19 protein-coding genes are annotated in these 19,187 nt (G+C 42.9%); 12 read left to right on the top strand and 7 right to left on the bottom strand.

From position 1 onward, the window contains the following. Window positions 1-374 precede the first annotated feature (374 nt). Together L2747_RS18575 and L2747_RS18570 are read left to right on the top strand one after the other, a co-directional pair. Window positions 375-2,360 carry a BCCT family transporter gene (locus L2747_RS18575; protein WP_249000493.1) on the top strand — a complete coding sequence of 662 codons (1,986 nt, stop codon included), beginning with the start codon at window positions 375-377 and terminating at the stop codon, window positions 2,358-2,360. 103 nt (window positions 2,361-2,463) lie between these two features. Beyond that, window positions 2,464-2,826: a YajD family HNH nuclease gene (locus L2747_RS18570; RefSeq protein WP_249000492.1), complete on the top strand. Its 363-nt coding sequence runs from the start codon at window positions 2,464-2,466 to the stop codon at window positions 2,824-2,826. A 59-nt stretch (window positions 2,827-2,885) separates the two neighbouring features. On the opposite strand, the gene L2747_RS18565 is transcribed toward L2747_RS18570, so the two are convergent. Then, window positions 2,886-3,125, bottom strand: a complete 240-nt coding sequence (locus L2747_RS18565; protein WP_249000491.1) for a DUF1289 domain-containing protein — start codon at window positions 3,123-3,125, stop codon at window positions 2,886-2,888. A 258-nt stretch (window positions 3,126-3,383) separates the two neighbouring features. Here L2747_RS18565 and L2747_RS18560 point away from each other — a divergent pair, with 258 nt between their 5' ends. The 6 genes from L2747_RS18560 (at window position 3,384) to oleD (ending at window position 11,154) form a co-directional block, all read left to right on the top strand. Further along, window positions 3,384-4,574, top strand: coding sequence for a chemotaxis protein (locus L2747_RS18560; protein WP_249000490.1), 1,191 nt, complete (start codon window positions 3,384-3,386; stop codon window positions 4,572-4,574). 92 nt (window positions 4,575-4,666) lie between these two features. Next, window positions 4,667-5,962, top strand: a complete 1,296-nt coding sequence (locus L2747_RS18555) for a methyltransferase (RefSeq protein WP_249000489.1) — start codon at window positions 4,667-4,669, stop codon at window positions 5,960-5,962. Between the two features lie 260 nt (window positions 5,963-6,222). After that, the gene (locus L2747_RS18550; RefSeq protein WP_249000488.1) at window positions 6,223-7,272 is read left to right on the top strand and encodes a 3-oxoacyl-ACP synthase III; all 1,050 of its coding nucleotides are present in this window, start codon (window positions 6,223-6,225) and stop codon (window positions 7,270-7,272) included. Between the two features lie 106 nt (window positions 7,273-7,378). Then, on the top strand, window positions 7,379-8,293 hold the full coding sequence (locus tag L2747_RS18545) for an alpha/beta fold hydrolase (RefSeq protein WP_249000487.1): 915 nt from the start codon (window positions 7,379-7,381) through the stop codon (window positions 8,291-8,293). Between the two features lie 5 nt (window positions 8,294-8,298). Then, window positions 8,299-10,020 (top strand): olefin beta-lactone synthetase, encoded by a 1,722-nt coding sequence (oleC, locus tag L2747_RS18540; RefSeq protein WP_249000486.1) that lies wholly within the window; start codon window positions 8,299-8,301, stop codon window positions 10,018-10,020. 39 nt (window positions 10,021-10,059) lie between these two features. Further along, window positions 10,060-11,154 carry a 2-alkyl-3-oxoalkanoate reductase gene (oleD, locus tag L2747_RS18535; protein ID WP_249000548.1) on the top strand — a complete coding sequence of 365 codons (1,095 nt, stop codon included), beginning with the start codon at window positions 10,060-10,062 and terminating at the stop codon, window positions 11,152-11,154. A gap of 100 nt (window positions 11,155-11,254) precedes the next feature. Here oleD and L2747_RS18530 read toward each other — a convergent pair whose 3' ends face one another. Continuing rightward, window positions 11,255-11,803, bottom strand: a complete 549-nt coding sequence (locus L2747_RS18530; protein WP_249000485.1) for a disulfide bond formation protein B — start codon at window positions 11,801-11,803, stop codon at window positions 11,255-11,257. An 8-nt stretch (window positions 11,804-11,811) separates the two neighbouring features. Beyond that, window positions 11,812-11,967: a DUF5993 family protein gene (locus tag L2747_RS18525; protein WP_249000484.1), complete on the bottom strand. Its 156-nt coding sequence runs from the start codon at window positions 11,965-11,967 to the stop codon at window positions 11,812-11,814. Window positions 11,968-12,338: 371 nt separating this feature from the next. Here L2747_RS18525 and L2747_RS18520 point away from each other — a divergent pair, with 371 nt between their 5' ends. Then, window positions 12,339-12,785 carry a hypothetical protein gene (locus L2747_RS18520; RefSeq protein WP_249000483.1) on the top strand — a complete coding sequence of 149 codons (447 nt, stop codon included), beginning with the start codon at window positions 12,339-12,341 and terminating at the stop codon, window positions 12,783-12,785. Between the two features lie 57 nt (window positions 12,786-12,842). Then, entirely contained in the window at window positions 12,843-13,064 is a 222-nt protein-coding gene (locus L2747_RS18515) for an amphi-Trp domain-containing protein (RefSeq protein ID WP_249000482.1), read from the top strand. Window positions 13,065-13,185: 121 nt separating this feature from the next. Here the strand turns inward: L2747_RS18515 and L2747_RS18510 are convergent, their stop codons facing one another. The 3 genes from L2747_RS18510 to L2747_RS18500 all read right to left on the bottom strand — a co-directional run bounded on the left by L2747_RS18510 (window position 13,186) and on the right by L2747_RS18500 (window position 15,148). Next, window positions 13,186-13,704 (bottom strand): rod shape-determining protein, encoded by a 519-nt coding sequence (locus L2747_RS18510; protein ID WP_249000481.1) that lies wholly within the window; start codon window positions 13,702-13,704, stop codon window positions 13,186-13,188. A gap of 63 nt (window positions 13,705-13,767) precedes the next feature. Beyond that, a complete protein-coding gene (locus L2747_RS18505; RefSeq protein WP_249000480.1) occupies window positions 13,768-14,226 on the bottom strand; it encodes a hypothetical protein in 459 nt (152 codons plus the stop codon). Between the two features lie 73 nt (window positions 14,227-14,299). After that, a complete protein-coding gene (locus L2747_RS18500; RefSeq protein ID WP_249000479.1) occupies window positions 14,300-15,148 on the bottom strand; it encodes a mechanosensitive ion channel family protein in 849 nt (282 codons plus the stop codon). 323 nt (window positions 15,149-15,471) lie between these two features. Here L2747_RS18500 and L2747_RS18495 point away from each other — a divergent pair, with 323 nt between their 5' ends. Beyond that, window positions 15,472-16,191, top strand: coding sequence for a glutathione S-transferase (locus L2747_RS18495; protein WP_249000478.1), 720 nt, complete (start codon window positions 15,472-15,474; stop codon window positions 16,189-16,191). Between the two features lie 71 nt (window positions 16,192-16,262). On the opposite strand, the gene L2747_RS18490 is transcribed toward L2747_RS18495, so the two are convergent. Further along, window positions 16,263-17,108, bottom strand: a complete 846-nt coding sequence (locus L2747_RS18490; RefSeq protein WP_249000477.1) for a pseudouridine synthase family protein — start codon at window positions 17,106-17,108, stop codon at window positions 16,263-16,265. Window positions 17,109-17,426: 318 nt separating this feature from the next. Between L2747_RS18490 and L2747_RS18485 the strand changes: the two genes are divergently transcribed. Then, window positions 17,427-19,148, top strand: a complete 1,722-nt coding sequence (locus L2747_RS18485) for a phospho-sugar mutase (protein WP_249000476.1) — start codon at window positions 17,427-17,429, stop codon at window positions 19,146-19,148. The last annotated feature ends 39 nt before the right edge of the window (window positions 19,149-19,187 follow it).

Below are 19,187 nucleotides of genomic sequence, written 5' to 3'. Positions count from 1 at the left end.
TTGCTTCCCGTAAATGAAATCCCATTTAATAGCTGAGCGCGCCAGTAAGCTGGTTTATTTAGGTTTGGTTATTCAATGTGATTTGTTATGCCTTTCAAGGTAAGTAAGTGCTTATTTCTTTAGCTTGCGCTAGCTACTAGGGCTTAAGTGCTATTTTGTTGATGGGTATAAGATGTTAATTAATCAGAAGTATTTTCTATAATAAAGGACTCACTTTTGCTTATAAAACAGACTTTAGCTGAGTACCATTTGCGAGTAGAACTGCACATGAATAACTCCGCCAGTGTATTACTAATCAATACGCTTAAATTTCTGGCGGCCTCGTCACGCAAAGTTAGAACAATTGCGTGTACTTCATCAACCCCGGTAATTCTATGTCGATAAAATCGAGCATTAATCCACCCGTCTTTTTTTCATCAGTTATTTTAATCACCTTAATGGTAGCCGTTTGTGCTATTTGGCCGACTCAATCCCAAGATGTTTTTAAAACCGCTCAATCCTGGTTTGAACTTAAAGCTGGCTGGCTTTACATCTTAGGCGTGGCAGTCTTTTTAATATTTATTATTTTTGTCATGGTCAGTCGTTTCGGCGACATTAAACTCGGCCCTGACCATTCCGAACCCGATTACACCTATAAAAGCTGGATCTCTATGTTGTTCTCAGCTGGTATGGGTATTGGTCTTATGTTCTTTGGAGTTGCAGAACCCGTGATGCATTATATGGCGCCGCCTGATGCTGATCCTATGACAATTCAAGCAGCAAAAGATGCAATGAAGATCACCTTCTTCCATTGGGGGATCCATGCTTGGGCCATTTATGCAGTAGTCGCGCTTAGTTTGGCGTACTTCGCATATCGTCATAAGCTGCCATTATTACCAAGAAGTGCACTTTACCCGCTTATTGGTGACAAGATTTATGGCCCGATTGGCCATGCTGTCGATACCTTCGCAGTATTAGGTACTATGTTTGGTGTGGCGACATCACTAGGTTTTGGTGTATTACAGCTTAACTCTGGTCTTAATTATTTGTTAGATGTACCTGTCAGTACGACGGTTCAAGTCTTTTTGATTATTGGTGTCTGTAGCATTGCTACAATATCGGTTTTCTCTGGCTTAGATAAAGGCGTTAAGCGTTTAAGTGAGCTAAACCTTCTTCTCGCTGTTTTATTGCTAGTGTTTGTATTTATCTTTGGCCCAACAGTAGAGTTAATGCAGGCGTTTGTACAAAACACCGGTGCCTATCTTAGCGATATCGTAGGTAAAACATTTAACTTGTATGCTTACGAGCAGAAGAATGACTGGATTGGTGGTTGGACTCTACTTTATTGGGGCTGGTGGATCTCATGGTCACCATTTGTTGGTACCTTTATTGCCCGAGTTTCTCGTGGCCGTACTATTCGAGAATTCTTAGTGGGTGTGCTGTTCGTGCCATCAGCATTGACATTCATGTGGATGACTGGTTTTGGTAACAGCGCGATTGAAGCGATTTCTGGTGGTGCGACGTATCTATCTGATGCCGTTTCAAAAGATGTCTCAGTTGCACTATTTGTGTTTTTTGAGCATATGCCATTCTCTACATTACTTTCGTCAATCGCTCTGTGTTTAGTCGTGACTTTCTTTGTTACTTCGTCTGACTCAGGTTCATTGGTTATTGATAACCTGACATCAGGTGGCGACCATAATGCACCAGTATGGCAACGTATTTTCTGGGCGTTAATGCAAGGTGTTGTGGCATCGGTTCTATTGCTCGCGGGTGGCTTACAAGCGTTACAAACAGCAGCAATAGCCAGTGCATTACCATTCTTAATCGTAATGTTATTGATGTGCTTTGGCCTGTATATTGCGCTTAAAGATGACTGGCTTAAGATCAACAGCGTCCAGTCTCACAACACTAGTGTGCAGTTTACTAAGACCAACGTTAGTTGGGAGTCACATATTGATGTATTGCTGTCTCACCCTAGCCAGCAAGAAGCGCAAGACTTCTTGGATGATGTGGCGCAGCCTGCATTATCAAAAGTATGTGAAAGTTTCTTAAGTCGGTCGATTTCGGCAGAGATCTTAAACTTCGATAATCGCGTCCGTTTTGTGGTTCATAGTGAAGAGCATAATGACTTTGTCTACGGCCTGCGTATTCGTGCTTATACCATCTCTAATCCGTTAGACAGTGATGTTAGCAATGATGATGGTGATAACTTCTACTACCGCGTGGAAGTGTTCCTAGAGCACGGTGGTCAGCACTATGACGTAATGGGCTTTACTCAAGAACAGATCTTGGCGGATGTAGTGACTCAGTATGAGAAATACTTACATTACTTACACTTATCAAGCTCAGAGTATTTAAGCAGTGAAACTAACGCTTAGCCTGCCATTATTGGCAAAAGGTTAGTCAGTAATTTGCGGTGAAACTTCCCTAGAGTCAGTGATATAATTGGCTCTAGGTAACAAACTTTAATTGAGAAATGTAATGTCGACAAATCAAGGGCAGAGTAAGTTAGATCGAGTATTGGCCGAAGCAAGAGATTATAAAGCCAAGCGTGAAGGTGGTTATCGCGAACAAGCGTTGAAGCTTTATCCTTGGGTTTGTGGTCGTTGTACTCGTGAATTTAACAATGCCAACCTAAGAGAGTTGACGGTGCATCATCGCGATCATAATCACGATAATAATCCATCAGATGGGTCTAACTGGGAGCTACTTTGTCTTTATTGTCATGACAATGAGCATTCTAAGTTTGAAGAGTTGATTCAATATGGTTCAACCACTGAAACCAAAGTTGAAGCAGCGACATACAATCCGTTTGCTGATTTAAAAAGTATGTTGAAGAAGTAACTCTGTTTAATCTAGTAAAAGCCGCTATCAGCGGCTTTTTTATTGCCAGAATAAAAACATTATTGGTCCGTTTTTTCCAGTCTGCTTTCGGCTTCCAACCACTTATCACGACTTAAGATAGCGCTGTTTTCTCCGCCTTGCATGCTGGCTTTACGTTGATTGACGTTTTGCCAAATTACCGTTTTACGTTCATCACTCGCTTGAGCCCAGCCAACGATCTCATCGATATGCCGGTAGCAGCCCATACAGTAATCTTCATCATTTAGGCCACATTTGGCTACACACGGAGATTGTTTCATTTACTGATATTCATTTTTGTTCGAATTTGCAGCGGATGATAGGGGAGTGGCAATTATCTTACAAGTTAAACTGCTAGCCTTTATAAATGCTTTATCTTTAGTACGGCTATTATAATCTTACCATGTAGTATTCATAACCACTGTTATTAGTCCATAATTGAGTTAGCAATAGGTAACGAAATAAACCGATGGTAGAATTGAGTTAAAAGGTATTTTTAACCTTAAATTTCAGTATTTTGTATGTTTATTGGAGGAGTTATGAAAGCGATGTTTCGCTTTTGTGTGGTTGCTGTTGCAGCAGTGCTGCTTAACGCGTGTTCGTTATTAGAAGTAAAATTGGAAAGTGGTATTGAACCATTGCCTAAAGATCAACTTAATATGCGCGTGTTTAGCCGTGACTTTAGTACGGTTTTCTATAGCCAAGTAGAAAGTGCGGCAGATCTGATTGAGCGTAATACTGACAGTATTCCAGTACAATCTAACACCTTGATGTGGAAGATTAATGCTGAGCAAAACCTGCAACATACGATTTTCCAAGCGTCGCCTACAGCAGCTATGGTTGATACCTGGGTGTTCACGGAGCAGATGGCGCAGTTCTTTGATACTGGCGCGGGCAAAAATTTGTTTGCAGAGCAGCAATCAGCTGCAGTTGAAACAAGTAAAAATTTACGCGACCAGTTTGAGCGGACAGTACAAAAGCTCGGTGGGACAAACTTCAAGAAAAATAAAGAGTTTGTGAAGCAATATGTCGCTAGCCATCCGATTAAGGATATGGCGTTCGCCCGAGAGTCGGCGTTTACCGACTGGCTTGAGTTTCATCAAATTAGTGAATTTGATGCAGTTACCACCTTTGGTACCGTACCAGAGGTCATGAGTGATATTTCTGACCGAATGGCAATGATTGCCGAGCAAATGCCTAAAATATTGGGCTGGAAAGCAGAGCTTTACGCGCTGCACTCAAATATCAATGCTGATGAAATCCAGCGCACGTTAACCAGTATTAGTGACACGTCAGCTAAGTTTCAGCAATTAATGGCGCAAAGCCCTGAAATGATGCAGTCATTGGCAGTCGATATGCGTAAAGAGTTAACGCCATTGTTAGCTCAGCTTAGCGCTGACACTGACGACAAGTTGAAACAGCTATCTGTCGAGCGCCAAGCGTTAGAGCTAATGGTGAAAAATGAACGTCAAGCATTAGAAGCCATGGTTGCGCGTGAACGTGCGGCTGCGGCAGTCGATTTAGAGCAAATTTCGCAAAATGCAGTAGAAGTGGTTTTTCAAGAGATCACTAAAACCCTTAAAAGCTTAATTTTGTACTTTGTACTGTTCTTAGTTGTGGTGTTTTTTGCTCCGTTAGGTATAGGTGTTTGGCTTGGTAAACGTATGCAAGTTAAAAAGCTATCTAAGCCAGTGCTAAAACCTGCCACTAAAGCTGAGCCCGCGAAATAGCGTCGATAAGTCCTATTCATGCTACACTCTCGGGCACCTTTTATGGTGCCCGTTTTATTTCTAAACCCGAATGCAGGAAAACCTCATTTCATATGAGCCCTTTTTTAACTCAAGATTCTGTTGATTGCGCTGAGCCTCAAAGTGCAGAGCAAAAATTGCAACAACTGGACGGCTTACTCACGCAGAGTCAGCAGTTGTGGCGCAGCCGTAGCTTTGATTGCCAAGCGCTACCTTGGCAGTGTGATTTTCCCAAGCTTGCAGAAACGGTATGGCAATTAGACGATGATAAGCTTGATAGCATCGATGCCTGCCAAATCAGTCTAAATGAGACTTTGCTTGGTGCACTTGCAGCCGACCTAGCGGATAAGGGCTTAAGCTGGCCATTAGCGCTATTTTCGCAGTCGGCGATTGGTACGGATGCCACTTTAAGTCTTAAGGATGTAGCAAGTCATAAGTATACTCAGCTACTTCATGATACCGATGAGCCGCACTTTAGCGCCCATATTAAAGGACGTAAGTGGCAACAAATTAATGCCTTTGTGGCACAATTACCGCTAGATAGCACTCCAGTGCTTGAGTGGTGCGCGGGTAAAGGTCATCTAGGTAGGTTAATTGCTAAAGCGCAGCATAGAGAAGTTGTGAGTCTTGAGTGGCAGCAAAGCTTATGCAGTGCGGGTGAGGAATTTGCAGAGAAATGGCTGTTACCCCAGCGCTTTATTTGCGCTGATGCCTTTGCGGGCCAAAGTGAGCAACTTCATCGTGAGCAGTTAGCAGTAGCCCTGCATGCTTGTGGAGACTTACATGTGCAGCTACTTAAGCATGCAACGGATGCTGGCACTAAACAATTAGTGGTCTCACCGTGTTGTTATCATTTAATCAGAGATAAACAATATCAACCACTATCCAAAGCTGCCCAAGCCAGTGAACTTAAGTTAAGCCGCGCCGATCTGCAGCTCCCCTTACAGCAAAGTGTCATTGCCAATGACAAGCATAATAATTATCGCTTACAAGAAATGGCCTGGCGTTTAGGGTTTGATGCGCTGCAGCGTAATGTACGTGAGTGTGACGAATACCTGCCTGTGCCATCGATTAAGCAAAGTCAGTTAAATGGCGACTTTAGTGACTTCTGTCACTGGGCTGCAAAGGCTAAAGCGCTAAGCTTACCTGTAAATATCGATTTTGAGCTTTATCTGATGCTCGGTGAGCAGCGTCAAAGACTCACTCGCAGAATTGATTTGGTTGCTCATCTTTTTAGGGCCGTTCTCGAACAATGGTTATTGCTTGACAGAGTTTGCTTCTTAGAAGAGCAGGGCTATCAGGTAAATTTGAGTGAATTTTGTGCAAACAGTATTACACCACGAAATGCGTTAATTCACGCATTTAAATAGAAAAATCGGGCTGGCTTAATTTAATCTTGCTGTAACAAATTGTTTATTAAGTTGTAATTAAGTTAGCTGTGATTGAATCCGCGCGAAAAGTGATGCCATTTATACAGTGAAGGCTAAGAATAATCTGATTAAAAGATCTCAGTAATGCGGTTTTTTATTGAATCATTGGGATTTTCTTGCTCAAATGGCTGGTTAATAATAAATAACAATCTTGATAGGCTGTTTATCCGCCAATCTTGTGAGCGACTAAAAGCAGTTTCATGAAATATTCCCGCGTTTTTATTAATAGTATGGCCTACGAGCTAGCGCCAGAAGTTGTGTCGACTTCAGAGCTTGAGTCTCGTTTAGCGCCGTTATACCAAAAGTTTCGTATTCCAATGGGGCAACTTGCCACGTTAACCGGAATACATGAAAGACGCTGGTGGCCAAAGGGCCATCGTTTATCTGATGGAGCGTTAGCAGCGGCTCATAAGACCATTGCTGAAACAGGCGTACAGATTAGCGATTTAGGCGCAGTGGTTTATACCGGTGTTTGCCGCGATCAACATGAGCCTGCAACAGCATGCCGTATTGCTGCCGAGCTTGGCGTCTCTAAAGACACGGCTATTTACGATATCAGTAATGCTTGTTTGGGCGTGCTTTCGGGCATTTTAGATATCGCTAACCGCATTGAGCTTGGTCAAATTAAAGCCGGCCTTGTGGTGTCTTGTGAATCAGCGCGTCATATTGTCGATATCACTATCGATAAAATGCTGGCTGAACCGACAATGCAAAATTATGCGCAGTCATTAGCAACGCTAACTGGTGGCTCAGGCGCCGTGGCAGTCTTGTTGACCGACGGCAGTTTAAACCTTAAAGGCAATCGTCAACACCAGCTATTAGGTGCTAGCCATCTATCGGCGCCAGAACATTATGATTTATGCCAATGGGGTCTTGAAGAAGCGGGTCCTCAGTTGTACCGCGAATTTATGCGTACTAACGGTGTTGCACTGCTTAAAGAAGGTGTTGAGCTCGCTCGTCATACTTGGAGTCATTTCCTAGAGCAACGCAACTGGCTAGTTGAACAAGTCGATAAAGTGATTTGTCATCAAGTAGGTGCATCAAACCGTCGTAACGTACTTAGTGCATTAAATATTCCGGAAGAAAAAGAGTTTCCAACCTATAAGTTGCTGGGCAACATGGGCACGGTTTCATTACCTGTGACAGCAGCTATGGCACACGATCAAGGCTTCTTAAAGAGCGGCGATCAAGTGAGCTTTTTAGGTATAGGCAGTGGTTTGAACTGCATGATGTTAGGCCTTAAGTGGTAAGGCATGTTTAACGCGAGCAGAAATGCTCGTGTTATTTCCCTCAAACCTTAGGTTTGCCACTGAGCTTACACAACGTACGACAAGTATAAGAAAGATAGGAAACGTCATGCTAGACACTCTGCACCCTTTTAAACGCAATTATTTAGATAGAAACGGCAATAAGCTTCAGTACGTTAACGAAGGTCAAGGCGAGCCAGTTGTTATGGTACATGGCAATCCAAGCTGGTCTTTCTATTACCGCAATTTGATCAGCGAATTGAGCGATAAGCATCAATGTATTGTGCCTGATCACATTGGCTGTGGTTTATCTGATAAGCCTGATGACAGTGGTTATGATTACACCCTTAAAAACCGTATTGACGATTTAGAAGCGCTACTTGAGCACCTAGATGTTAAACAAAACATCACTTTAGTGGTTCACGATTGGGGCGGAATGATTGGTATGGGTTACGCTGCGCGCTATCCTGATCGCATTAAGCGTTTGGTTATTCTGAATACTGGCGCATTCCATTTGCCAGTTAGCAAGCCATTCCCATGGGCGCTGTCTATTTGTCGTAATACCTTGCTAGGTACATTCTTAGTGCGTGGGTTTAATGCATTTTCATCGGCTGCATCTTATGTGGGTGTAAAACGTAAAGCTATGCATAAAGATATTCGTGAAGCCTATGTTGCACCATTTAACTCATGGGCAAATCGTATTTCGACATTACGTTTTGTACAAGATATTCCGTTAAAGCCGGGTGACCGTAATTATGATTTGGTATCAGATATTGCGGCGAGCTTAGTTGAGTTTCAAGATGTACCAACGGTGATCTGTTGGGGCTTACAAGACTTCGTGTTCGATAAGCACTTCTTAACCGAGTGGAAACAAAGAATGCCGCATGCCAAGGTGCATGAGTTTAGCGATTGCGGTCACTACATTCTTGAAGATGCCAGTGATGAAGTGATTGGTCATATCAAAGATTTTATCGCAGAAACCGAAGCGTCAACGACAGATGCTAAGCAAGAATCGGTAGCCTAATCGCGATGGTAAGTCAGAGCAATATAAAAAATGACGGCGCAAATTTGTGCCGTCATTTAGTTAGTGCCGCAGAAACGATCCCTACATCACTCGCGGTTGCTGTCCAGCAATCGAACGGCCATTCGGTAAGTAGTCTGCAATACCAAGAGATGGACTTTCAAACCCTGCATACTAAGAGCGACACTCTTGCTGCAGCGCTGGTGCATCATGGTCTTAGACCGGGTATGAAAGCCGTGTTGATGGTTACGCCGAGTATTGACTTTTTCTGTCTCACCTTTGCATTGTTTAAAGCTGGCATTATCCCCATTTTAGTTGATCCCGGCATGGGAGTTAAAAACCTAAAGCAATGTTTTGCTGGGGCTAAACCCGATGCATTTATCGGGATCCCTAAAGCCCATATTGCTAGACGTTTATTTGGCTGGGGTAAGTCCAGCGTTAAATTCCAGATTAATGTCGGTGGCGGTAAACTTGTTGGCGCATTAACTGGCGCAACCAGTTTAGAGCACGTATTGGCGGCCAATTCAGCTGGTGATAATCAAGCATTTGCCATGCAATGGCTCGATAGCGATGCAATGGCAGCCATCTTATTTACCAGCGGTAGCACTGGCACACCCAAAGGTGTGGTGTATTCACATAAGATGTTTGAAGCGCAAATTAGCGCGCTTAAAAACGATTATCAAATCAGATCGGGCGAGCGCGACTTAGCGACATTCCCGTTGTTTTCACTGTTTGGCCCCGCACTAGGCATGGCGTCAATTGTGCCAGATATGGATGCCAGTAAGCCTATCACCGCAAACCCCGAGTTTATCTTTGCCGCAATCGATAAATATCAATGCAGCAATATGTTTGTAAACCCTGCGCTTATCGAGCGTCTCGGCCAAGCGGGTGAACAACAGTCTCACAAGCTACCTTTTATAAAACGGGTTATTTCAGCCGGAGCACCAGCAACAATTTCGTCAATTCAACGCTTTAGCAAAATGCTAAATGCCGATGTTGAAGTGCTTAACTCTTACGGCGCGACTGAATCGCTACCTATCAGTAAAATGGCCAGTAGTGAACTGTTCGACACCACGGCGATAACGGATAACGGCGGCGGTATTTGTGTAGGCCGAGCTATTAATGGCGTTGAAATCGCTATCATTGATATCGACGAGCAAGCCATTAATACGTGGCAGAGCGAGCTATGTTTGCCCATTAATCAAATTGGCGAAATCGTGGTGAAAGGCCCGATGGTGAGTGCAAGTTATTATCAACGTGATTGTGCTACTAAGGTGGCTAAAATTGCAGATAATGGCAGTGTTCGACATCGAATGGGTGATCTAGGCTACCTAGATAATAACGGTTTATTGTGGATGTGCGGCCGTAAAGCTCACAGGGTTGATGCCGATGCGATACCGACTACTTATAACCAGCCAAAGCGTTACTACTCCATTCCTTGTGAGCGGATCTTTAATACCCATAGCGATGTTAAGCGCAGCGCATTAGTTGGTGTGGTGGTTGCTGGCAAAGTCACGCCATTAATTTGCATTGAACTTAAGCAGTCAGTTGCTTGTTCACTATCAGGTGTGCTTTATAGCGAACTTAAAGCGATTGCCGAGCAACACCCGCAAACCCAAGGGATTGAGCGATTCTTAATTCACCCCGATTTTCCCGTTGATATTCGTCATAACGCTAAGATTTTTAGAGAAAAACTGGCAGTTTGGGCGCAAAAGCAAATTAAGGAATAAATTATCTTGTCTGCTTCAGTTCAAACCGATGAGGTTATTATGCCTAAAGCGCTTAATGACTTTCTACCTCAAGAGCAAGTGGCATTAACCGCGCTTAAGCAAAATATCAGTCATGCGTTTGTTACCGGTGCAGGCGGCTTTTTAGGGCAAGCTATTTGTGAGCGCTTGCTGGCTGCCGGCATTAAGGTCACCGGTTTTGCCCGTGGTGATTATCCTGCATTGAGCACGATGGGCGTTAATATGCTTAAAGGTGATATCGCCGATGAGCAATCATTATGCAACGCAATGCAAGGCTGCGATTTGGTGTTTCATGTCGCTTCGAAAGCCGGAGTGTGGGGCTGTAAGCAAAGCTATTATTCACCCAATGTTGACGGCGCGCGCTTTATTATTAGTGCTTGTAAACAAGCGAATATCGCTCATCTAGTTTATACCAGCACACCGAGTGTTACCTTTGCTGGCGTAGACGAGAATGGCAATGATGAGTCGGCGCCTTATGCCGCTAATTTTTTAAATTTTTATGGTGAGTCTAAAGCGATAGCTGAACAAATGATGTTAGCTGCTAATGGGGATTTACTGAGTAATGGTAAGCAGCTTGGCACTACAGCATTAAGGCCGCATCTGATTTGGGGGCCGAATGATCCTCATCTTGTGCCGCGAGTGTTAGAGCGAGCAGCAAAAGGTAGGTTAAAGCTTGTGGGAAAGCAAGATAAGCTGGTCGACACGATTTATGTCGGTAACGCCGCTTATGCGCACATATTGGCAGCACTAAGGCTTAGTGAAAGTGACAAGGCAACTCAAGCGGTTTGCGCGGGCAAAGCGTATTACCTCAGTAATGATGAGCCTATAACAATGGCGGCAATGCTAAATAAAATCCTCGGGTGCAAGAATTTGCCACCTGTAAGCAAACGCGTGCCAACTCAGGTGGCGTATATCGCAGGTTGTGTGCTTGAGTCGGTATATCGTTTATTAGGTAAAAAAGATGAGCCAATCATGACACGCTTTGTCGCGCGTCAGCTGTCAACCAGTCACTATTTCGATATTAGCGCGGCTAAGCAAGAGCTTGGTTATAGCGCGTTAGTGAGTATTGCTGATGGGATGCAATATTTAAAGGCAAGCCTTAACAAACCGAATTAGCTGAGGTTTAGTTTCACAGGCTTAACGATGGCTTGTGATAAAAAAGACAGCAATTAATTGCTGTCTTTTTCGTTTATATATGCCGGTATAGTGGTGACAGTTAACTAAATAGCCAATAACTCACAGGGTTATCGGGGCATTGAAATGGCCCACATTCCGCAAAAGTACTCACCGCATTAAGCGCCGTTACAGCCAATACAGAAAAGACGGCGATTCGGTTTAACAATGGCATAGATCTTAATGGTTGAAAGCGTGTGGGTTGATATTGAGATGAAAATGACAACATCACCGTTGTACCAAAGACAATAATACTAAAGGTGATAAAAGCCCAAGTGTAAAAGTGGTAGGCGAAGAATGCATCGCCGTAGAAAGGCGTTCCTGGGATAACATGCAAAGCCACTTGCCTTAGCGCCACAGCTGCGCCAAATAAAGCGGCAAAGATCATGATGGCATAATGAACCGGTCTAGGGCCAAAGATCACATTACAGATAAGTCCAAACATCACTGCGACAAACCCTACGCGCTGCAATAGACATAGTGGGCAGGGCAGCTCTCCAGCTGCAAATTGCGCATAAAATCCAAACCCCAGAACTAAAGAGATAGCAATGGCACCGAGTGCATTCAATTGTCTTGATAGTTGCTCTGTCATGTCATCACCTATAATAAAATGGCTAACGTATCGCTAGCATGATGGAAAAACCAAAAAATACTGGCAACGAGAGATATCGCAAAGCTATAAAATCCTAGGGTACGTTTATTGTTAACTGCGAATATCATCGCAATTAAAAACAAAACAAAGAGCAGTGTCATCATAATGAACTCCTTTAAATGGCCGTCGCCAGCGAATAGCCATTGTGTTATTCAGATAGCTTAGTAATGTTAGTTACGTTAATCCTAATATTAAATAATGAAAAGTGTTATTTCTGTAGTGATATCAATTGATATAACAGCTAGAAAGAAAAAGATGATTCAACTTTTATTTAGAACAACTCTTGGAGTCAAGTTCATAGATAGCATAATCGAATTGAATTTAAACATAATCAACAGGTTATTTGTGTGGTGGAGTTGTTGGTAACAGCTAATTGGAAAAGCGGTTTACTAAGGTCAAACTAATTTGCCATTAGCTTAGACTCTGCGATAAAGTTTGGGCTTTAAATTATTTAAAATTAAAAGGAATTTGCATTTTGTTGAACAGGATATTGATTAATATCATTGCTGGGTTCTCACTGCTGTCAGTCATGACGGTAATGGCTATTGCTAGCGAAAACCCATTTATTGGAAGTTGGCAGCTTATTTCAGGTAAGTACTTAGATGGAAAAGGTCAATGGGTTGATTACAGTGATTTAAAGCTAAGTGCCATCAAAGTAATATCTGCGCAGCATTTTAGTTTCACTACGGTGAAAAATACTGGCACAGATGCTAAGCCTGTTAGCGAATTTTGGGCCGCAGGGGCGGGGAGTTATACCTTTACTGCTAAAGACTATGTCGAATACCCTGAACTCAATTCTTTTGGCGTTAAACCGGGTGTATCATTTGCTTTCACCTATAGTATTGTGGGCGATAAGTGGCACAGTGAGCGCACTGAAGAGGGTGAGCTTAAAGAGGTTGAAGTGTGGCAGAAGCTGGATTGAAAGCGGGTGTTTTTTGTTTTCAGTGTATTAATTAGCAAGTCGATAGGGAATATTTAAATGAGTGATAAAGCAGATAGAGACATAGAGAAAACTTATAGTAATGAAGAGTTCGTGGCTAAGCTTAGGCGCCTAGCGGATACGATTGAGTCTGGTGAAAAATTTGAAATTCAAATCGCTGGTGAGCGTATATACGTGCCAGTGCGTGCAGTTTACAGTATCGAGCATGAACGCGGCGACTCAGAAGAAGAGATTGAGTTTCAAATCAAGTGGTCAAACTAATACATTAGATTTAAAACAGATAAAGCGCAGTGCCAATTTAGCACTGCGTTTTTTTATCATCGCTACTTAATTCGTCAATAGCTTGCTAATTGATAGGGGCAACTGAAACTGTAAAAGTCTGTTACTGCAAAGGTTTGTTTATTACCAAACTACTTCTAGCCAAGTTTTGCTCTTGCTTTGCTACATCTTTGAAATTTATTGAACCTGCTGCTAATGTCGCCTTACCTTGGTGGATTGCAACTTCTCTTGCGCCAGCTCCCAAAGCCATTTCTCGAAAGGCTCTGATTTCAATCATGGTGAGACCTCCTTCCGTTTTTTCCATTGGGTGAATAATGATTGCGGGGGCGAGTGAGATGAACTTTTTACCAATAAGCTTTTTAACGATCTCTTGAAGCAAGCGCTCCCCAATAAAAAAATCATTGAGTAACGCTCTTGGATGAGTAAAAGGATTTAGCGGATTAACGTAAGCATCATTGCCAAAAGCAGTGACCTGCCTTTTGCCATTTTTTTGAATGTCAATTTGCAGTAGCGGTTTTTCATCAAAGCACTTATTTGTTTCTACATCGATAACTCTAATCCGATTCTCCCATATTTGGACGTATAGCGTAGAACCAAACTTATTGATAAAACTAGCAAACATGAACCAATCCTTCCTTGGTAACTAACACCTGACAGTTGATCTAACCTTTTTAGTTGATTTTTGCTACTCAAAATATCGTCCGGGAAAGGCTACATTAGAAAATTGCCATTCCTCCAATAGCCATTTACGTACCGTTTGATAAAGCTCATGATCTAGCTCGATACTATCATCACGGATCCATAAATGGACGACACATTGGTAATTAGGTGAATCGCTTGGGTCAATATAAACAGAGCCTAAGCATTTATTTTTTGTCTTATTAAACACCGAATAAGCAAAAGCTTGTCGTAATGCAAATTCTTGCTTATGGACTTTTCGGCTAGCGATATTTTCTTCAAGAGTCATATCACTTTTGGGCCATGGTGAGCCTGAACCAAAAATACCTTGCAGTCTTTGTTGGCTAGACATTACGGCTTCAAAATCTAATTCAGCAACTTGCTCTTCAAGCACTCTAAAGTGAAAAACAGGATTGTCGAAGCTCTTCGGTGGTTCATAAGAGTCTGCTATGAAAGGCTTTGGCATACTCTGGAGTTTCCATTTTTGAATAATATCCGTTATGCCCAAGCGAGTGCTCGATGTGACTCATTCGAGCTAATTAAGCCCGCTCATCTTTGCCAAAAGCTTCATGGTAGGCAATCATAAAGTCTTCTCTGATCAACTGTTCTAAATGAATGGCCTGTTCTGTTGGGCAGAAAATCATAATATGTACAAACTGCTCACCGTTAATGCCACTGGTAATGTGGATGTGCGGCTCTGCGCCTGGTAAGTCGACACCAGCATGTTTTTCTATCACGCTGTTATAGCGCTTGGCAACTTCACTAAACTCTTCACAATGTGCTTCTATTTTTTCATATAGCTCAGCAAATAGCGGATACAAGTTAACAAACTCAACCACTGTGATGTTGAAGTCATGGTAAACATAGCGCTTCATAAAATTAAGGTTTTTTACCGCATAACTAAAGAACATGCTGTTTGGTAGGGTGGCTGTTTTACCGGTGAAGTGGTATTGGCCGTGGTGTAAGTCAATTTCTTGAATAACCGTTGCCATTAGGTTGTGTTCAATCACCTCGCCACATATTTTACCCACCTCAATCCAGTCTCCAATCACAAATGAACGTGAGCTTGCTCTTTGTATCGAGCCGGTAAAGCACAAGATGATTTCTTTCGAGGCAACAACAAAGGCGATGGCGATAGCCGTTACCGATAAAGCAAATTTACTGATCTCTGTTTGCCAGAGCATAAATAAAATCACAATGATTAAAATAAAGGTGCCGTTTTTAGTACGCGACATCCATTTACGCTGCACTTCAGTTAAAAAAGCGACATCACCACGAATTCTTGAGATCACTAAGCGTTTAATCAACGAAATAAGAACAATGATTAACACGGTAAGCAATAGCTTATGGTTTAATAAAAAATCGACGGCAATGGTTAGATGTTCCACAAAATCCTCTGCTAACTCTTATTATAATTTCCGGTTAACGACATAAGGTGTTTACTGCGCTAACCAGGGTAAAGCCACTCTAAAGTTATCATAATCAAAAAACAAGCCAAGCTCCTAATTAGCGCGGACCTTGTTCGTTAAACTCTTAAACTTGTTTATTTCTACTCAATGTTCTTTTTTGCAGTATGGCTATTTTTAAACAACTTGTTTGTAAAATGGATGAACGTTGAATGAGCTTTCAAACGGAACACTTCTTTATTTTGTAAAGGTTTGGTATAAATAGTCCGTTAACTCAATTACTTTCATAAATGAGTCAATCCTCTATGCATAACCTCTCTGCTTTGCCCATTTTGTATTCGCTTAGAAACTGTCCATATGCGATGCGTGCGCGTTTAGCTATTGCTGCATCAGGACAAAAGGTGCGATTACGTGAAGTTGTATTGAGCCAAAAACCTGCGCAAATGCTGCGGGCTTCGCCCAAAGGTACGGTACCTGTTTTAGTTCTGGAAAATAAGCAGGTATTAGAGCAAAGCTTGGAGATCATGCAGTGGTCTTTTGAGCAAAGTGATTCAAGTAATTATTTACTTCGCCGTAATGCTAAGGCTTTAAGTGTTGCTAACACCGAGCAACATAAAAGCAACGCTATAAATAATAGTCAGCAGACTGACATGCATAGCCTAGTGGCGCTGTTTGATACTGAGTTTAAAACTTGCTTAGAGCAATACCGTAGCGCTAAGCGCTACCATGATACCCAGTTAGTTCTGCATCGCAATTCGTGCCAAGTTTATTTGCAAATGCTAGAGGATAGACTTAGCTGCAATCTATATTTATGTGCCAATACCGCTAGTGTTGCCGATCTTGCGATCATGCCTTTTATTCGACAAATGGCTAGGGTTGAGCGGCAATGGTACCTGCAATCACCTTACCCTAAAGTAAGAAGCTGGCTGGACGGCTTTTTACAGAGCCCAATGTTCAGCAAAGTTATGGCGCAATACCCTTTATGGTTAGAGGGTAATGGCGATAGTGTATTTGGCGGTATATAAGGTCTGAAGCTACAACTTAAAGCCCACAAAACTATGTGGGCTTTGAGTAACACCGCTAATAGCTATCGAACTTAATTGAGTTGAAACTCAGGGCGATAGCTTTGCGGTAGTTCAAAGACTTTGTGCTCGCCAGTTAAGGGGCAAATAAAACTTAAATGGCATGAGGTTAATTGCAGGTTAGGCGTGTTGTCGCCGCCATTACCATGTTGCCTATCACCGACAACAGGGTGGCCTAAACTCGCCATATGAATGCGGATTTGGTGTTTACGACCAGACTCGATTTTAACTTGCACCTTAGACTGATTTAGCTCGCTGTTGTACTCAAGTATATGCGCATGGGATAACGCCGATTTATTATCAACATCACTATCAATGCTGATATTGCCTTCAGGAAACAGCCCCTCAACAATGACCTGGTAAAATTTATCCAGTGCGCGAGTTTCAAATAAGTGTGCAATGGCAGCTGTGACCTTTTTACTGTGCCCGAGCACGATAAGTCCAGTTGCTGCTAAATCAAGACGATGAATGATATAAGCGCTGCGTGCTGGTTCAAGTTGAGTTTCTGCAAAGCGATTGATGGTCGTATGGTCGCTCCATTTTGATCCTTGGCAACGTACGCCAAATGGCTTATACCAAATACTGTATTGCCCCTGATCAAATAACAATTCGGGTGCGGTAATAGTTTCTTCTAACACGGCTTGGTTGTAATAAAGGTGCAGTTCATCACCGACCTTTAATGGCTTTTTTGCTCGGCGTAGGCGGTTAGTCTGTTTACCGTGGCTATGCCATACCGCGCCTTTTTGCATCGCCTGCTTAATCACTTGCTTTGATAAACGGGTTTGATTAGCAAGTAAAGTCGCTGCATCAACTTCGTTCGACTCGACTTTGATATGGGTTTCTATTTTCAACGGGTTCATGTTTGACTATGACAACAAGGTATTAGGTAAGCTTTAGCTCGATTTTACATGATTATCTATGAATTTGCTTACCTCTGAAGCGGGTAAGTTATCTCTCGCTGGCTAAACATGTTTATTGCAGTGCATCGTTTGAGCAAAATCAAAGCCTAACAAGTCGTGATGATAAAAATTTAATGCAAATTGTCTTGTTCTAGGTTGCTGCTAGGCTTAGTGTTTAGTTAATTAAGGTTGCGGTGATGCTGTGCTGAGTTTGTTATTCAGCTGATTATTCTAGTGATGAGTAAAGCGTTACCGAGTAGATAGCAAATGGAGTGAGTTATGGACACGCAGTTGGCATTGAGAGTAAAGCATTGGATTGAAAGCGACCCCGATCCCCTAATGCAGCATGAGTTGCAGCAGTTAGTCGACGCAGATAATACCAACGAACTTGAAGCGCGTTTTGCAGGTAGGCTAGCATTTGGGACCGCAGGGCTGCGTGGTGTAGTTGGGGCTGGTCCTACACGTATGAACCGTTTAGTTGTACAACAAACCTCTGCAGGTCTTGGCGCATATCTAAAAGGGCAAATTAGCGATGTCTCCACCCGAGGCGTTATTATTGGTTATGACGGCCGCCATGACTCAAAACAGTTTGCTCAGGACGCAGCAGGTGTATTAACTGCGATGGGTATAAAGGTTTATCTTACCGCTAATGTTGCTGCTACACCGCTGGTGGCCTTTGGGGTATTACACTTAGGCGCCGCGGCAGGCATTGTGGTGACCGCAAGCCATAATCCACCACAATATAACGGTTACAAAGTTTATTGGGGTAATGGTGCGCAGATTATTCCGCCTCATGATAGTGGTATTGCCGCCTGTATAGATAAAGCCGCGACCGAAACGCTTACCTTACTAGATGCAAGCAAAGCACAAGCGGCAAATTTGCTAGTGATGCTTGACGATGAGTTTTATCAAGCTTATCGGCAAGGCGTTAATCAAGCGGCAGTATTGCAAAATAACACCCAACCAGACTCGGTCAGTTTAGCTTATACCGCAATGCATGGTGTGGGTAATGAGATGGCGCTCAATGTGCTAAAAGATGCTGGTTTTACCAAGGTTTACTCGGTTGCCGAGCAAGCGCAGCCTGATGGCGACTTTCCAACGGTGAATTTCCCTAATCCAGAAGAGAAGGGCGCCATGGATATGGTGATTGCAGAAGCGAAAAAGCACGGCGCTATGCTAGCTTGTGCCAATGATCCTGATGCCGATCGTTTTGCCGTTGCTGTGCGTTCTGATATAGGCGACTACCAAATGCTAACGGGTGATCAGGTCGGTGTGCTGTTCGGCCATTACTTATTGACGCACGCTAATGAAAATGAGCGCTTAACTTGCACTACCATTGTCTCGTCGAGCTTATTGTCAAAAGTGGCTCAAAGCTTACAGGCAAATTGCCGCACCACACTTACTGGATTTAAGTGGCTAACGAATGTCGGTATGAGCGAAGAGACTGATGACAATCGTTTCTTGTTTGCCTATGAAGAAGCTTTAGGCTACACAGTGGGCTCAATGGTGTGGGATAAAGACGGTTTATCAGCTTTAGTGGCCTTTGCTCAGTTAACAGCTGAACTTGCCAGTCAAGGCGAAACTATTTGGGACCGCTTAGAAGCGATTTATCGCGAGCATGGCTTCCATTTGAACGCACAGGTTAGCATTGCACTTAAACCAACAACGCCGAATATTGGTGCTTATTTACGTCAAAACCCGCCCGTAAAAATTGCCGGACATGATGTTGTCTCGACCGATGATATCAGTATTGGCAAGCGTCTGTTTGCCGACGGTTCCAGCGAGGAGATAGCGCTGCCTGCGAGTGATGTATTAATTTATCGTTTGCAAAATGGTGCTCGAGTGATTGTTAGACCATCAGGTACTGAGCCAAAAATTAAATGCTATTACGAAGTGGTTGAATTAATGACTGACCAAGATAGTTTGGCAAGTGCTCAGCAACGAGCACAAAGTGAAATGGCGCGATTTATCAGCGCTCATCAGGCTGATTTACCTCAATAGCAGAGGTAGGTGTTGACTAGGTTTGGCATAAAAAAGCCC

The organism is Shewanella marinintestina (genome assembly GCF_023283845.1).
Taxonomy (GTDB): domain Bacteria; phylum Pseudomonadota; class Gammaproteobacteria; order Enterobacterales; family Shewanellaceae; genus Shewanella; species Shewanella marinintestina.
This window is presented reverse-complemented; position numbering and strand designations above follow the sequence as displayed.

Excerpts from the sequence above, each read along its gene's own strand:
- L2747_RS18510 (WP_249000481.1), bottom strand. The coding sequence starts at position 13,704 with ATGTTTGCTAGTTTTATCAATAAGTTTGGTTCTACGCTATACGTCCAA.
- L2747_RS18575 (WP_249000493.1), top strand. The coding sequence starts at position 375 with ATGTCGATAAAATCGAGCATTAATCCACCCGTCTTTTTTTCATCAGTT.
- L2747_RS18495 (WP_249000478.1), top strand. The coding sequence starts at position 15,472 with ATGCATAACCTCTCTGCTTTGCCCATTTTGTATTCGCTTAGAAACTGT.
- L2747_RS18490 (WP_249000477.1), bottom strand. The coding sequence starts at position 17,108 with ATGAACCCGTTGAAAATAGAAACCCATATCAAAGTCGAGTCGAACGAA.
- L2747_RS18550 (WP_249000488.1), top strand. The coding sequence starts at position 6,223 with ATGAAATATTCCCGCGTTTTTATTAATAGTATGGCCTACGAGCTAGCG.
- L2747_RS18565 (WP_249000491.1), bottom strand. The coding sequence starts at position 3,125 with ATGAAACAATCTCCGTGTGTAGCCAAATGTGGCCTAAATGATGAAGAT.
- L2747_RS18570 (WP_249000492.1), top strand. The coding sequence starts at position 2,464 with ATGTCGACAAATCAAGGGCAGAGTAAGTTAGATCGAGTATTGGCCGAA.
- L2747_RS18505 (WP_249000480.1), bottom strand. The coding sequence starts at position 14,226 with ATGCCAAAGCCTTTCATAGCAGACTCTTATGAACCACCGAAGAGCTTC.
- L2747_RS18545 (WP_249000487.1), top strand. The coding sequence starts at position 7,379 with ATGCTAGACACTCTGCACCCTTTTAAACGCAATTATTTAGATAGAAAC.
- L2747_RS18555 (WP_249000489.1), top strand. The coding sequence starts at position 4,667 with ATGAGCCCTTTTTTAACTCAAGATTCTGTTGATTGCGCTGAGCCTCAA.
- L2747_RS18485 (WP_249000476.1), top strand. The coding sequence starts at position 17,427 with ATGGACACGCAGTTGGCATTGAGAGTAAAGCATTGGATTGAAAGCGAC.
- L2747_RS18530 (WP_249000485.1), bottom strand. The coding sequence starts at position 11,803 with ATGACAGAGCAACTATCAAGACAATTGAATGCACTCGGTGCCATTGCT.
- oleC (WP_249000486.1), top strand. The coding sequence starts at position 8,299 with ATGGTAAGTCAGAGCAATATAAAAAATGACGGCGCAAATTTGTGCCGT.
- L2747_RS18525 (WP_249000484.1), bottom strand. The coding sequence starts at position 11,967 with ATGATGACACTGCTCTTTGTTTTGTTTTTAATTGCGATGATATTCGCA.
- L2747_RS18560 (WP_249000490.1), top strand. The coding sequence starts at position 3,384 with ATGAAAGCGATGTTTCGCTTTTGTGTGGTTGCTGTTGCAGCAGTGCTG.
- oleD (WP_249000548.1), top strand. The coding sequence starts at position 10,060 with ATGCCTAAAGCGCTTAATGACTTTCTACCTCAAGAGCAAGTGGCATTA.
- L2747_RS18515 (WP_249000482.1), top strand. The coding sequence starts at position 12,843 with ATGAGTGATAAAGCAGATAGAGACATAGAGAAAACTTATAGTAATGAA.